Raw genomic sequence first — 14,375 nt, 5'->3', positions numbered from 1 at the left:
TGCTATTCAAAAACCACATAGTTCACTTTATCTACTCCTGTATTTCCTGTTTTCTCATGATAAGCATATAGTATGAGTTCATAATTTCCTGGAGTATTGATGATATGGCTTCCTTCAAATAAATTGGTGGAAACCCATGACAGGTCAATATTCTTTACAAATTTTCCATCTTTCTTAAGGATTCCTGTCACTTCAATTTCATCAGAATTCCAAACGCCTCCTTTTTCTATTACACATCCACACATCATAACAATATTTGCCTGAAACAGAAAGGGCTTATCCTTAATGGTTTTCAACCCAATATACTGATGGGTTCTAGGTTTTAGAATATCAATAATGTATCCGGGAATCTCAAGAATGATTCCTTCACCTAAAATATTTTTTCCGGGAATCAACCATAGCTCTGTACTTACCACCGCTTGTGCTTGTTTACTGTTCAATGGCGAAATAACTTCTATATTAATAAATGTGGGTTCATCAATATCAATGGTCGCCATGAATCCTCCTGTCTGATCATCTGCAATTGAATTGCCTCTTATTTTAGGAGTCTTCATAATAAGATCTGTATTTCCGGTACTTCCGGTTGTATTTCCCTCTGCCAGAATCTTTTGATTCAGTTTATTCCTCACAATGATATGTGCACCCCCCAAGGAACTTCCAATAAATTTAGCATCCCTTGCCTTTGCTCTTATCATCACCCTCGTTTCTGTGGCAGAAATCATCAGGTTGGAAAATAATAATACGATAAATAAGATAAGTGTTTTCATGAGTGTATTGATTTTAAGTATTCCTGTTTAAAACGATGGTGAAAAGAATCATTTTTTAATTCCTGATCTATTGTATCGAGGTAGGAAAAAATGGACAGATCATTTTCTAGGAGCTGCAAAATAGCTTTTTCACAACTGTCCCAGATCTGCCTTAGCTGAGGAAGCATTTCTATTGCCTTTGGGGACAATGAAATAAGTTGTTTCCGCTTATCAGTAGTATCCTTTTTAATAGTTAAATAACCCTTTTCTGTCATTTTCTTTATCATAACCACTACTGATGGATGAGAATATCCTAAAGGTTCAGCAATATCTGTAATAGAAACTTCCTCTTTTTTCTGAAGCAACATAAAAACCAGATACCAATTCGGTTCTACATCTATTCCAAACTCTTTATAGAACTTTCTTACATCATGCGACATCCGATCACTGATTCTTTTCAACCTGCTGTCCAATGCCTTATACCCTAATTCTTTAATAAAATCAAAATCCATTTTAAAAAAAATTTAATGTAAATATATAAAAATATAGTGAACTATATAGTTAACTATATAAATTTAAATTAAAAATCTTAAATGCAACAACTTCAAAAAAAATTAATTTGTCATTTACTATTCTTTCTATATTCTCCCGGCGTAACTCCTCTATATTTTTTAAAAATCTTTGAAAGATGGCTTTCATCACTGAACTGAAGTTCATAGGCTATTTCACTTAATCGTATACTACTGTACTGGAGATAGGTCTCAACCAGCTTCAAACGGTAATCCAATAAGTAATCCTGATAAGAAACTCCGGTTTGTTGCTTAAAGTATTCTCCAAAATAGTTTCCGGAAATTCCAAAATGATCAGCAATAGACTGAATTCCTGTCTTTTCTCTGTCTTTTATATGTTGCTGAATATAGGTGATGATCTTCATAATAGAGAATGCCTTTTTGTTTTCCTGCAGATCTGAAGTCTCACTCTGAATAATATTTCTGGCAATAAGGTTAAGCAAAATCGAAATACAGTTACGGATAATCAAATAATCCTCCGCATTATTCTTAAACTCTCTTGCAATCTGCAAAATAAGAGCTTCCGCAAAGCTTTCGTCATTCTTATTTCGGAATACACATCCGGCTCGGGCATGGTAATTATTGCTTATATATTGCAGTTTATAGAGATTTTCACAGCTTTCAATGCGATCTGCTTCCAGACGTATTTTATCAATAAATTCAATAGGGCATTCAATACTAATCAGCGCTGCATTTTCACTTTCAAAATGATAAGATTCCTGCTGTGGAATAATGAAAAGCTTTCCCTCTGTAAAATGAATGCGGCGCTCATCATACACCAAACTACCTTTTCCTTTTATGACGTATACAAATGAAAGAAAAGATTTAGTTTTCAGAATAACTTCTTCACCCTCAAGCTTCATTTCTCTCACTTTAATATTTTCCAGATGTAACCCTTTCATTTACGCACTATATTTTCCTCCAAAAGTACAATTTTAACAGAACATCAAGAGGTTATTTTTGCATAAAAAAATTATGAATACATATCCAAAACGATGGCAAGCGCTCAATTTTCTGATAGCAGGAGCCTTCCTTTCACCATTGGATTATTTTATTGTCAATATGGCTTTACCCTCCATAAAAAATGCATTAAAAGCAAGTGATCATCAGTTACAAATGGTCATTGCCATCTATGGGCTAACCTATGCAGCCCTTGTTGTTTGTGGAGGACGGCTGGGTGATCTTTATGGACGGAAAAGAATCTTCATAATAGGCTTGTACACCTTTTTATTTTCATCTTTGGCCTGTGCCTTTTCTCCTACCGTGACTTGGTTAATTATTGCTCGGTTATTTCAGGGAATTGGGGCTTCATTACTTGCGCCTCAGGTTTTAGCTTCCATAAAGGTTCTATTCAGCAGTAAGGAACAGCCTAAGGCGGTAAGTCTTTTCAGCTCCGTATTCGGATTAGCCTCTGTGATTGGCCAGCTGCTTGGAGGGTTGCTTCTCAGTATGCACTGGGGAGGTTTTTCCTGGGAAATGGTATTCCTTGTTAATGTACCTATTACGGTTATCTGTATTGTGGGAATTCATTTTACCATGGATACTCATCATCAGGAAATCAATTCCGGAATTGACCTTACAGGCTCATTATTATTAATTCTTGCCTTACTGATGCTTATATGTCCTCTTATCTTCGGGCAGAAATATCATTGGGCGTGGTGGATATTCTGCTTTCTGTTTGCAGGTATTGCTTTATTGATAGGATTCTTAAAATATGAAGCCTATTTAATGAAAAAAGCCAGACCTGTACTTATAGATCCAACCCTTTTAAAACATAGGCCTTTTGCATTAAGCCTTTTAATCATCTTTTTTTACAATTTTACCGCGGGCTTATTTATTTGTTATCCTTACTATCTCCAACAGTTTTTACACCAAGACTCTATGCAGACAGGAATTGCCATTGTTCCCTACGGAATTGCTTTTTTCCTGGGGCCTTTTATGGTTTCCAAAATAAAACTAACCCCTTATAGGATCATCTATATTGGTCTGGGATTATTAATGGCAGGATTCATATTCAGCGCATTGGTTTTCTATATTCAACAAAAGCCATCTTTTATCACCAACATTACCCTATTTATGGCAGGGCTAGGACACGGAACCATTATGCCTGTAATGATGCGGACGGCCATTAGTTTTACTTCCAAGGAGAAAGCTGGGCAGGCTTCAGGTCTTATAAGCATTGGTATACAGATAGGCAGTGTAACCGGAGGAGCAATAATAGGGACATTCTTTTTTAATATGATAAAAGTAATAGGTTTTCCTGAAGCTTTCTCTTTGGCTATTGCAATGATCGGAGGTTTCCAGATGGTCGGAATATGGGGGAATATTAAATTAAGAAAATACATTCATCAGCTTTGATATCAAAGGCTTTAATTAAAATTTAAAAAAATTATACATTTAAATCTATGAACAACACAGAAAAAATCACCCGGGAAATAATGGAATTCCATAAGAATATTGAAAAATGGTTTCAAGGGAAAGCTGAAAATAAGGAAGCTCTTTACCAACAAATTCTTTCCGGATTTTCCTCAGAGTTTACAATGATCAACGGAGATGGAAAACCTGTTACCTTATCTCTGTTTTCTGACTGGCTCCCAACAGTTTTTGGAAAATTTCCGGAACGCATTGTTCAGGTTGAAAATATTGAAGTACATCATTCTGATCATCACGGACTGGCAACCTATATCGAAACTCAAACTACGGAGGGAGTAACAAACAAAAGAAAATCATCCGCAGTCTTTCTTGTCAACGAAGAGAAAGCGCTATGGTTCCATCTGATAGAAAATTGGATATAAAAATAGAAACAGTCTGTTTTCAAAATCATTGGTATTCTGAAAACAGACTGTTTTTTCTTCATGAAAAAATATTTACTTATTTACCTCCTAAATACTTTCATTTGTCCCGCCATAATGGCCAATAATATTCCAAAGCAGGCAAAAAGTCCGTAGGAATATCTTAGATCAAACCATTCAGCGATATATCCAATCAACGGCGGTCCCATTAAAAACCCTAAAAACGAAATACTGGACACAAAGGATAAAGCAATACTTGGTGCTACCTTACTCACCTTTCCTACCGTACTGTAAACTGAAGGTACACTTAGGGAACTTCCAAGACCTATAATCATGAAAGCAATGATACAAATCCATAATTCCGGAAAGAAAACACTTAGAAAAAGACCACTGCTCATCAGAATACCACAGCATTGAAGAACAATTTTCTTCCCATACCTTTCAATCACACGGTTTCCAATAAAACGCCCTAAGGTCATCATTAAAATAAAACTGGTATACCCAAGAATAACCAACTTTTCCGGTGCCTTTACAATGGTTTGAAAATATACACCACTCCAGTCAAACATAGCCCCTTCAATAGCCATACTCAAGAATCCTATGACTCCTAATCCTACTAATGTTGGGTTTACAAATTTTAAAATTGACTGTCTTTGAGGTTCTACATTATGAATGATATTCGTTAAATGCCCCTTACTGTAAAACCAGATTGAAAACACAAGAACGAAAGTAAATACAAAATGATAAAATGTGCTTACATTCAGGTTTATCATCAATAGGCCGACCAACGCTCCTATTAATCCTGCAAAACACCATGCCCCATGATAAGATGACAGCAATGTTCTTTTTGTGATTGACTCTATTTCTATAGCTTGTGTATTGATGGCTATATTGCACATATTTCCGGTAACTCCAAAAAAGAACAGCACCGTTGCCAACACCCAATAAGACGGAGCAAGCCCGATCAATAAAAGAAAAGCCGGATATAGTAAAAAGCAATTTTTAATCATTTGACTACTTCCATACTTACTGATTAGTTTTCCTGCCAAAACCATTGTAGAAAGCTGCCCTATAGGCATTAAAAGCAAAAGAGTTCCCAATTCTGCTTCATTAATGGAAAGAGCATTTTTAATAATGGGAATACGGCTCGCCCAGGAAGAAAAAACAAGTCCATGGGCAAAGAAAAGTAAAAAGCAGGCCGTCGGCATTCTCGTAGCAGAGGTTTCTCTATCGTGCATTATAACAAATTTTGATTAAAATTTCCGTTGGCGAAGTTAGTTACACTCATCCAATAAAATATATTCCATTTTTGATATTTTATATTCCATTTTAAACAAGGTATTTAAAAAGAAAAATTAACTGCTTACATTTGATCGCAGTAATTCAAGTGATAAAAGCATTAACCATTCCAAGAAATAATCCAACTGTATGATGATAGATATTAAACCAAAATTTGAAGGATTATGTATTGAAGAATATAAGGCAGACAACATCAGCAACTTTTACAAAAAAGCCAGTAAACTCAATAAATTGCTGCTTTGCTTTGTATCAGGTGGAGAGCTGGATCTTCAAATCAATACCTTTCCGTTTCATATACAGAGCAGTTCCATCATAATGCTTTTACCAGATACAAATCTGGCAGGTATTTCCTGCAGTGATGATCTGGAATTATCCGTATTTTATATCTCTTTGGATTTCATCAGTTCCTATAGCTTTCTGACCGTTCTTTTAGCCAGTGACGAAATTAAGTTCAATCCTGTGATGACGGTAGAAAGCAAAACAAGAAAACTTATTTGGTCTACTGTTAAGTTAATACAGGATTATCATTCCAAAACAAAGGAACAAAGCACTGTAGAATCTGTACAATACCTACTTTATGCTCTTCTTGAACTGGTTTCAAAGCTTTATCTGCCTGTTATCAGAAATAACAGCCTTTTGCAAACAAGAAGTCAGGATATTGTAGAGCATTTTTTTGAGCTGTTGAATAAACACGGGCATTTGGAACGAAGTGTATTGTTTTATTCCAATCAATTGCACCTTTCCCCGCAGTATTTAAGCAGTTTCATTAAAAAGGAAACAGGAAAACCCATTAAGCAATGGATTAGTTACAGGGTGATAAAGCAAGCCAAGGAACTTCTTAAAACCACACCACTTTCCATTAAGGAGATCAGCAATCAGTTGCAGTTTGTAGATTCTTCCCTTTTTTGCCGATACTTCAGGCGTTGTACAGGAATTACGGCCAATACCTACAGGGAGAATTACAGGATAAAAAAATAAAATTACACTTCTGGATTACTTTTTTATTTTCGTAATTTCGACGTCTGAAAAAACTATTTATGCTAAGGAAAACTTTGTTATTGTCAACTGTCTTAATGCTCTTTACTCATTGTAAAAAAGAAGATACCATAAAAAAAACAGTAGTACAAGATTCCATAAAGCCTCAAAATGCAGTTGTTACCATTCAAAAAGTTCAGGATAACTCCCAGATTGAAACAGTAAAGACCTTTCTGAAATGGTATAAAGAAAATGAAGATAAAATCTACAGTTTCAATTCCATAAAAGGAGGAATTCTTACCGAGACTGATCCTCCAGCCAATTATTATGTAGACTTTGATGAAGTGAATAAAGAAATTAAATTTCTGGAAAGCAGCGATGTATTCTCTCAAAAGTTTTTATCTGCTTACAAAGCAAGATATGTGGATGGAAATGAATATTTCAAGCAAAATCCGGCTAACGACGGTCCACCGTTTGGTTTCGACTATGATTATTTCTTTATGACACAGGATGATTATCAATCTGATTTAAAGAACATTGACACTATACAATTCAAGATAAAGCCGATTAATGAACAATCCTGCAACGTAGAATTTCATTTGAAAAACTGTGGCATGACTTATAGATATACCCTTACTAAAAGTGACAAATGGAGAATAGAATCCATTAAAAACATAAGTTAAATGATTACCATTCGCTTTAAAAGAAAATAAATTTATTTTAATAAACAAATTTTATACTTTTCATTAAATTAGTTGTTAAAAAAATATTCATATGAAGAAGAGATGGATTTCCTATCCAACCCTATTAGAGGGAACCAATGTTGATCTTATTCCTTTAGAAAAAGAACATTTCGAAGAACTGTATCTTGCAGCTTCGGACAAAGACCTTTGGGAACTTATTCCTACCGACTGCTCTGAAAGAAATACATTTAATGAAAACTACGAACGAGCATTATCAGAAAGAGAAACTGAAAACCAGTATCCTTTTGTCATACGCCATAAAAAAACAGGCAAATTGATTGGTTCAACACGCTTTTTTGAAATTTACCCGGCAGACAGAAAACTGGAAATCGGATGGACCTGGATCACAAAAGAATTCTGGGGAACAACCATCAATTTAGAATGCAAGCTTTTACTGCTTACCTATTGCTTTGAGGTATTAAAAACCAACAGAGTCCAGTTAAAAACCAAAGACAACAATTTCCGTTCAAGAAAAGCTATTGAAAAGATAGGCGGTGTATTTGAAGGAGTATTGCGCAAAGATCGGGTTTTAAGTGACGGAACAACAAGAAATGCTGCTTATTACAGTATTTTAGATGATGAATGGGATTTTGCAAAATTAAAAATTGAAACACAGCTCAGAGAAAAAACAGTTTTCTAAATAATTTTCAAAAAATAAAATAAAATAAAATAAAAAAACAGAAAAGTGTGATTTTCCTGTTTTTTTTTACATTCAATATAGATTACTTCCTATTTCTTAATGATTTTCTTGGAAAACGAAGAGCCATTTTTGAATTCTCCCCGAAGAATATAAACTCCTTTGGGAAACTTTGAAACATCAATACTTCTTGAATTTTCAGCATTTAAAATAATCTTACCCTCAAGTGAAGAAACAATTACCTTTTTAATCTCCTCTTTTGATCTCAGGGTAATATAATCTGTACTTGGGTTGGGATATACTGATATTTCGGCTTTCCTACTATCCAAATCAATCGTTGATAATGTTTCTGTCTCAAGATAGGATATCGTTTTGGCAATATTGGTATTTCCTAAAAGAACAAAAGTGTTGATGGCAAAACTAAATACCGGCCCCGCAGTCTGGCTTACCCACTGATAAGATTCATTGGTATAGGTAGCGGTAATAGGAGCTGGCACACTTGCAATAATCTGTGTTGCAGTTCTTATTCTTTTTATCCTCAACACATTGTTATAGGTTCCTGTAGGAGTTATTATGGTTCCATAGGCATCCACAGTCTGGCTCACCTGTCCTGTATCATTGGTATTTCCAATGGCAGCAGAAACACTGTTAAACTCATAGGTATCATCAAATTGCTGCAGATAGGTAATCGGAAACTTATACTCAATCAATGGATTAACATAAGTAACCATTACATCTCCCAATGATGGTCCTGAATAAGAACCTAACATTGTTGCTTCCGTATCCGTCATAAGAGTATAGTCATTAGTTTCTATACCAGCTGGTACCGCAATCCTGTTAGCTGTGGGAAATCTAAAACAATTGGATTGTCCAGGACATGTTTTTGTTGTAATGGTAAGAGTATTTGTACCTGTATAACCTGAGAAATCCCAGGTAACATTAGCCCCTGCCGGACCTGCTGTAATAGAGGTACCCGTTACATCTTCAGATTTGAGTGTAATGGTGCTGTTAATTCGGTCAACGCCTGCTCTTGTTATGGACGGCTGAGCATAAGCCATTATTCCGCTCACAAGAAATAAAATAAGATTTAGTTTTTTCATATTATTTTGGTTTAAGATTGGTGAAATATTTTGATATTAAATGTAGGGAGCTTTACTCCTAAAAAAGTATTTTCATCTACCTAAGGCATTTTATACTCTACAAAAAAAACTCTTCAACAAAATACCCAGCAGAATAACTGGGCATTTTATATTTAATTAAACGAATGCCTGTAACTTAGCGGCGTTTTTTCTGTCTTCCTTTTAAATAATTTATTAAAAGACTGTGGATGTTCAAACCCTAAGGCATAAGCTACTTTCGACACAGATAAATGAGTTGCTGTAAGATATTCCTTGGCTTTTTCAATCAGCTTTTCATGAATATGCTGCTGAGCATTCTGCCCTGTAAGATTTCTCAGCATATCACTCAGATAATGGGGTGAAAAATTCAATTCTGAAGCCAGAAATTCTACTGTAGGAAGTCCATGCGTTAAGGTTTTCTGTTCATTAAAATAATTTTCGAGTATCGTTTCCATTTTAGTCAGAAAATCACTGTTTACAGCTTTTCTTGTAATAAACTGTCTTTTATAGAAACGGTTACTATAATTAAGCAGAACCTCAATATAGGACACAATTACATCCTGACTTACTTCATCAATCGCCGTGTTCAGTTCATTTTTGATGCTGTCCAGAAGTCCGGTTATTATAACTTTCTCCTGATCAGATAAATGAAGAGCTTCATTTGTATCATAAGAGAAGAACCCTAAATTTTTAATAGTCTTTCCCAAAGGATAATTTCTGATAAAATCAGGATGTACTACAAGCGTATATCCACAATATTCTGCATTCTCTTCCGGTGAAAGAATCTGGCCGGGTGCCGTGAACATCATTCCACCTTCATTGAAGTCATAATACCCTTGTCCATATCCCATTTTCTTACCATTCATGGAAAATTTATAGGAAATCTTATAAAAATTCAATAGAAAACTTTTACCCATCAAGTCATTATTGATACTCATCCTTTCGTTATCCATAAGACTTACCAAGGGATGAAGCGGCCCCGGAAGCTGCAACAAATTATGCAGTTCCGATATGGATGAAATTTTCATAGGACTATTTTCTTTCTTTTCCATGTTGTAAAGGTATAAACTTCCCGAATAAAAAAATATGTAAAAACCACATAATCAACACCGTTTATTTACGGAAATTATTAAATAAACTGTTTTCCCAACTGCTCCCTGAAAGCTTCATCTCCCAGTTCCAGCCTTTGGGCATATAAGTGTTTGGCATCCTCACCCGCTACATACCTTAGCTGTTTTTTACCATCTGTAGCGGCCTCATATACTACTTCTGCAATCTGTTCAGGTGTAGAAGCAGCCTCCATCATTCCCTCCATGCTGGAATATAAAGAATTAATCATTTCTTCATAAGCAGGACTGGTAGCAGAATCCAGAGAACGGCTTACAAAATCAGTCTTGATTCCTCCGGGAGAAACGGTCTTAATATCTATTCCGAACTTATTAAGTTCAAAAGCCATACTTTCACTCCAGCCCTCCAATGCCCATTTTGTCGCATGATAGGTTGATCCCAAAGGAAACGCAATTAAACCACCTATTGACGTCGTAGAAATAAAGGTTCCGCTTTCTCTCTCCCTAAAATAAGGAATAAACGCCTGCGTAACACGGATAACACCCAATAAATTCGTATTCAGCTGCTTTACGATCTGATCATCGCTAAGCGCTTCCAAAGGCCCAATAAGGCCATATCCTGCATTATTGAACACTACATCCACATCCCCTAATTCAAGCGATTTTTTAACGGTTGACTGAATTTGTACCGGATTGGTAACATCCAACGGAAGTAATGTTACATTTTCCAGGGAGGCCAATTCTGTATCTGCGTCCGGATTTCTCATTGTAGCAATCACATTCCAGCCTTTGCTTTGAAATAATTTGGCAGCTGCTTTTCCTAATCCTGTAGAAGCACCTGTTATAAAAACTGTTTTCATTTTTTTTTCTTGTTTAAAATTACAGGACAAAGTTCAGAAACAATAGATAGGCAGAAGTTGCCAAAACGGATTAAGCTGTATCCAAAATGGATTTCAGGTCATCATTTCATTCGTTTGTTTTTTGTAAGTTTGCCTCTATCAATTTTTATGGCAGAATACATCCTTGAAGGCACCAATCTCAGTACGCTTTCCGTATATGATCTTTTGAAACATACCACAGAAAGCGCATTTGTTGGCATCAAGGATTTTCGTGAGATCTATCCTGTTACCATAGAAAACAACATCGGAACATTTACAAAAAATACCTCTCTGCAGGACTTTCCTGTAGTCAGCATTAGTAAAATCGGCAGTTCACTACTTTGCTCCTGCACGTGTGACAATCCTAAAGATCAGCTTTGTTCTCATCAGGCAGAAATTATCCATTGCATTCTTGAGGAAAAAAACTATCTCATCTTCTTTGATGATCTTCTACGAAGAAAAACACTAATTTCCAAGGCGAAAGGATATGGTCTGGAAAACGAACCGGATCTTGATCTCTATTTCCAGTTGGAATACATTGATGGGAAACTTGAAATACAGCCTAAAATTAAAGAGATGCTTCCCATGGATGAGATGCTGTTAAAAAAAGAACTTCTTCCTCAGCAATCTTCAAGATTAGATGAACTAGCGATCCTTGAAACCGGTAAAAAGCAGATATTGGTGATAGGAAAGCACCGTTACTATAATCATCTGATCTTTTCACTGATGGAAGCAGAAATGACTCAAACAGGAAAAATTAAAAATCCCGTAACCTCAGTGGACGCCATGCAGCTGATATGGAAAGCAGAAAAACCCTTGGAGATCAAATTTTATACAGCCATTACTTCTTTTCATAATAATTATAATGAAGAATATAATGCTTCTGAATTGGAAGCTTTAAAGCTCATTGTACAAAATCCTTTGGATCTGGAAGTCTATTATCATGACCGGGATATTGCAGAAACTGTCTCTTCAAAATCCCTTATCCCTATTAAACTTAACACTTTAGATGCAGAGGTACAACTATCTGTATTTAAGAAAGATCCATTTTATGAAATTATAGGAGAATTACAATTTAATGATATTTCTCTACCTTTTAAAAATGTTATCATCAGAAATGAATATTTTGTTTATAACAACAACACTTTCAGCCTTGTAGATCATCCAGACATCCTTAGAATCATTAAGTTTTTCAAGGCAAACAATGAAATTTTATTGGTACATTCTTCCAAATATGAAGCTTTTATGCAGAATATCCTATCTACCATTGAAGAACGTATCCATATCAATTATAGCTACATACAACCCGCAACGGAAGTACAACTTAAAGACAAGAATCATCAGGTTGAAAGAGTGGTTTATATCCGTCAACAGGAAAACTATATTGGAATAACACCTGTGATGAAGTATGGTCAGGTTGAAGTTCCTGTGTACTCTAGAAAGCAGATTTTTGATACTGACCAAAATGGAAATGTATTTAAAATAGAAAGAAATGATGCAGCGGAAGCACGCTTTACTTCTTTAATCATGCAGCAACATCCTGACTTTGAAGAGCAGATGGATGGGTACGATTATTTTTATCTTCACAGAGATAAGTTCCTGGATAACAACTGGTTTCTTGACGCTTTTGAGACATGGCGAAATGAGGGGATCATCATACTGGGCTTCAACGAATTAAAAAACAATAAGTTAAACCCACATCGCGCAAAGATTAACATCCAGATTACCAGCGGATTGGATTGGTTCAATGCGAAGCTAAAAGTTGGATTTGGACCAAAAGAAGCCACCCTGAAGCAGCTTCACAGAACCATTCGTAATAAAAGCAAATTTGTTCAACTGGATGATGGAACCCTGGGAATTCTTCCTGAAGAATGGATGGATAAAATAGCGGCCTATTTTCAGGCAGGAGAAATTGATGAAGAATTATTAAAAATTCCAAAAATCAACTTTACAGAAGTTTCTTCACTTTTTGAAAAGGAGGTACTAAGTACAGAGACATATGATGAAATTGTCTCCTATTCGTCGCAATTTTCAGCGGTTAAGGATATTCCCAGAATAGATATTCCTGAAGGATTACATGCAGAATTAAGGGATTATCAGCATGATGGATTAAATTGGCTTAACTTTCTTGACGGATTTAATTTCGGAGGGTGCCTTGCCGATGATATGGGACTGGGAAAAACGCTTCAGATCATTGCATTCATCTTATCTCAGAGAGAAAAACGAGCACACACCACCAATCTTGTTGTTGTTCCTACTTCACTGATTTTTAACTGGCAGGATGAGATCAGCAAGTTCGCTCCATCCATAAAAGTTTTGGTGCATTATGGTGCAGACAGACAGAAATCTACAGCGCATTTTTCTGATTATGAAGTTATTCTCACCTCTTACGGAATGTTGCTTTCGGATATTCGTTTTTTGAAGACTTTCACCTTTAACTATACTTTTCTTGATGAATCTCAAACAATTAAAAATCCTAATTCAGAAAGGTACAAAGCCGCCCGTCTACTCCAATCCAGAAATAGAATTGTATTAACGGGAACACCTGTTGAAAACAGTACTTTTGATCTTTACAGCCAGCTTTCGTTTGCCTGTCCCGGGTTATTGGGAAGCAAACAATACTTTAAGGACATCTATGCCATCCCCATTGATAAATTTGAGTACAGCAAACGTGCCATAGAACTTCAGCAGAAGATCAAACCATTTATTCTCCGAAGAACCAAAAAACAAGTTGCCAAAGAGCTTCCGGAAAAAACAGAGACGGTTATTTACTGTGAAATGAATGCCGAACAGCGCAGGATTTATGATGCCTATGAAAAGGAACTTCGTGAATTTATCGCAGCTAATGATGATGATCTTAATAAAAACAGCATGCATGTACTTACAGGCCTTACAAGGCTTAGACAGATCTGTAATTCCCCTATCCTGATTAAAGAGGGGTATTCTGGAGAGCATGCCGTTAAAATCGAAATTCTGATGGAACAGATCCTTGGAAAGTCAAAAGATCACAAAATTCTTGTATTCTCTCAATTTGTAGGGATGCTAGACCTTCTGAAACCTGAATTGGAACGCCATGGAATTCCTTTTGAATATCTCACCGGCAAAACCAAGGACAGAGGTAAAAAAGTAGCTAATTTCCAGGAAAATGAAGATATCCGAGTATTTTTAATAAGTCTAAAAGCCGGTGGTGTTGGGCTTAACCTTACCCAAGCTGATTATATCTACCTAATTGACCCTTGGTGGAATCCTGCTACAGAAAATCAGGCCATTGACCGTAGTTACCGCATAGGCCAAACCAAGAATGTAATCGCCGTTCGAATGATCTGTTCAAATACGGTGGAAGAAAAGATTCTTACGTTACAGAAAAAGAAAACAATACTAGCTCAGAACCTGCTCAAAACAGATGGAAAGAAGCTTCAGGGATTATCAAAACAGGATCTTCTCGATATTTTAGAATCCAAATAGTCTGATTCCTTGATTCAAACAAAAACCGACAGATAGAATCTGCCGGTTAAAAAACAAAAATTGATATGGATATGATTAGATATGAT

General features: G+C 35.8%; 13 protein-coding genes. 6 read left to right on the top strand and 7 right to left on the bottom strand.

Annotation, left to right across the window (positions count from 1 at the left end):
• Positions 1 to 2: 2 nt before the first annotated feature.
• The 3 genes from EG359_RS01810 to EG359_RS01800 form a co-directional block, all read right to left on the bottom strand.
• Positions 3 to 767 (bottom strand): hypothetical protein, encoded by a 765-nt coding sequence (locus EG359_RS01810; RefSeq protein ID WP_076355572.1) that lies wholly within the window; start codon positions 765 to 767, stop codon positions 3 to 5.
• Positions 764 to 1,258, bottom strand: coding sequence for a MarR family winged helix-turn-helix transcriptional regulator (locus tag EG359_RS01805; RefSeq protein WP_076355574.1), 495 nt, complete (start codon positions 1,256 to 1,258; stop codon positions 764 to 766). The genes EG359_RS01810 and EG359_RS01805 overlap by 4 nt, the downstream gene beginning before the upstream one ends.
• 110 nt (positions 1,259 to 1,368) lie before the next feature.
• Positions 1,369 to 2,217, bottom strand: a complete 849-nt coding sequence (locus EG359_RS01800) for an AraC family transcriptional regulator (protein ID WP_076355576.1) — start codon at positions 2,215 to 2,217, stop codon at positions 1,369 to 1,371.
• Positions 2,218 to 2,290: 73 nt separating this feature from the next.
• On the opposite strand from EG359_RS01800, the gene EG359_RS01795 reads away from it, so the two are divergent.
• Together EG359_RS01795 and EG359_RS01790 are read left to right on the top strand one after the other, a co-directional pair.
• Entirely contained in the window at positions 2,291 to 3,673 is a 1,383-nt protein-coding gene (locus tag EG359_RS01795) for an MFS transporter (protein ID WP_076355578.1), read from the top strand.
• Between the two features lie 47 nt (positions 3,674 to 3,720).
• The gene (locus EG359_RS01790; RefSeq protein ID WP_076355580.1) at positions 3,721 to 4,110 is read left to right on the top strand and encodes a hypothetical protein; all 390 of its coding nucleotides are present in this window, start codon (positions 3,721 to 3,723) and stop codon (positions 4,108 to 4,110) included.
• Between the two features lie 80 nt (positions 4,111 to 4,190).
• Here EG359_RS01790 and EG359_RS01785 read toward each other — a convergent pair whose 3' ends face one another.
• A complete protein-coding gene (locus tag EG359_RS01785; protein WP_076355582.1) occupies positions 4,191 to 5,345 on the bottom strand; it encodes an MFS transporter in 1,155 nt (384 codons plus the stop codon).
• Positions 5,346 to 5,535: 190 nt separating this feature from the next.
• Between EG359_RS01785 and EG359_RS01780 the strand changes: the two genes are divergently transcribed.
• The 3 genes from EG359_RS01780 (at position 5,536) to EG359_RS01770 (ending at position 7,764) form a co-directional block, all read left to right on the top strand.
• Positions 5,536 to 6,384: a helix-turn-helix domain-containing protein gene (locus tag EG359_RS01780; protein WP_228435079.1), complete on the top strand. Its 849-nt coding sequence runs from the start codon at positions 5,536 to 5,538 to the stop codon at positions 6,382 to 6,384.
• Between the two features lie 59 nt (positions 6,385 to 6,443).
• The gene (locus EG359_RS01775; RefSeq protein WP_123867245.1) at positions 6,444 to 7,064 is read left to right on the top strand and encodes a hypothetical protein; all 621 of its coding nucleotides are present in this window, start codon (positions 6,444 to 6,446) and stop codon (positions 7,062 to 7,064) included.
• Between the two features lie 91 nt (positions 7,065 to 7,155).
• Positions 7,156 to 7,764, top strand: coding sequence for a GNAT family N-acetyltransferase (locus EG359_RS01770; protein WP_076355586.1), 609 nt, complete (start codon positions 7,156 to 7,158; stop codon positions 7,762 to 7,764).
• A gap of 89 nt (positions 7,765 to 7,853) precedes the next feature.
• On the opposite strand, the gene EG359_RS01765 is transcribed toward EG359_RS01770, so the two are convergent.
• The 3 genes from EG359_RS01765 to EG359_RS01755 all read right to left on the bottom strand — a co-directional run bounded on the left by EG359_RS01765 (position 7,854) and on the right by EG359_RS01755 (position 10,806).
• The gene (locus tag EG359_RS01765) at positions 7,854 to 8,861 is read right to left on the bottom strand and encodes a T9SS type A sorting domain-containing protein (protein WP_076355588.1); all 1,008 of its coding nucleotides are present in this window, start codon (positions 8,859 to 8,861) and stop codon (positions 7,854 to 7,856) included.
• A gap of 152 nt (positions 8,862 to 9,013) precedes the next feature.
• A complete protein-coding gene (locus tag EG359_RS01760; RefSeq protein WP_076355590.1) occupies positions 9,014 to 9,931 on the bottom strand; it encodes a helix-turn-helix domain-containing protein in 918 nt (305 codons plus the stop codon).
• Between the two features lie 77 nt (positions 9,932 to 10,008).
• Positions 10,009 to 10,806: an SDR family oxidoreductase gene (locus EG359_RS01755; protein WP_076355592.1), complete on the bottom strand. Its 798-nt coding sequence runs from the start codon at positions 10,804 to 10,806 to the stop codon at positions 10,009 to 10,011.
• A 147-nt stretch (positions 10,807 to 10,953) separates the two neighbouring features.
• Between EG359_RS01755 and EG359_RS01750 the strand changes: the two genes are divergently transcribed.
• Positions 10,954 to 14,289 (top strand): DEAD/DEAH box helicase, encoded by a 3,336-nt coding sequence (locus EG359_RS01750; protein ID WP_076355594.1) that lies wholly within the window; start codon positions 10,954 to 10,956, stop codon positions 14,287 to 14,289.
• The last annotated feature ends 86 nt before the right edge of the window (positions 14,290 to 14,375 follow it).

Source organism: Chryseobacterium joostei (genome assembly GCF_003815775.1).
GTDB lineage: Bacteria > Bacteroidota > Bacteroidia > Flavobacteriales > Weeksellaceae > Chryseobacterium > Chryseobacterium joostei.
This window is presented reverse-complemented; position numbering and strand designations above follow the sequence as displayed.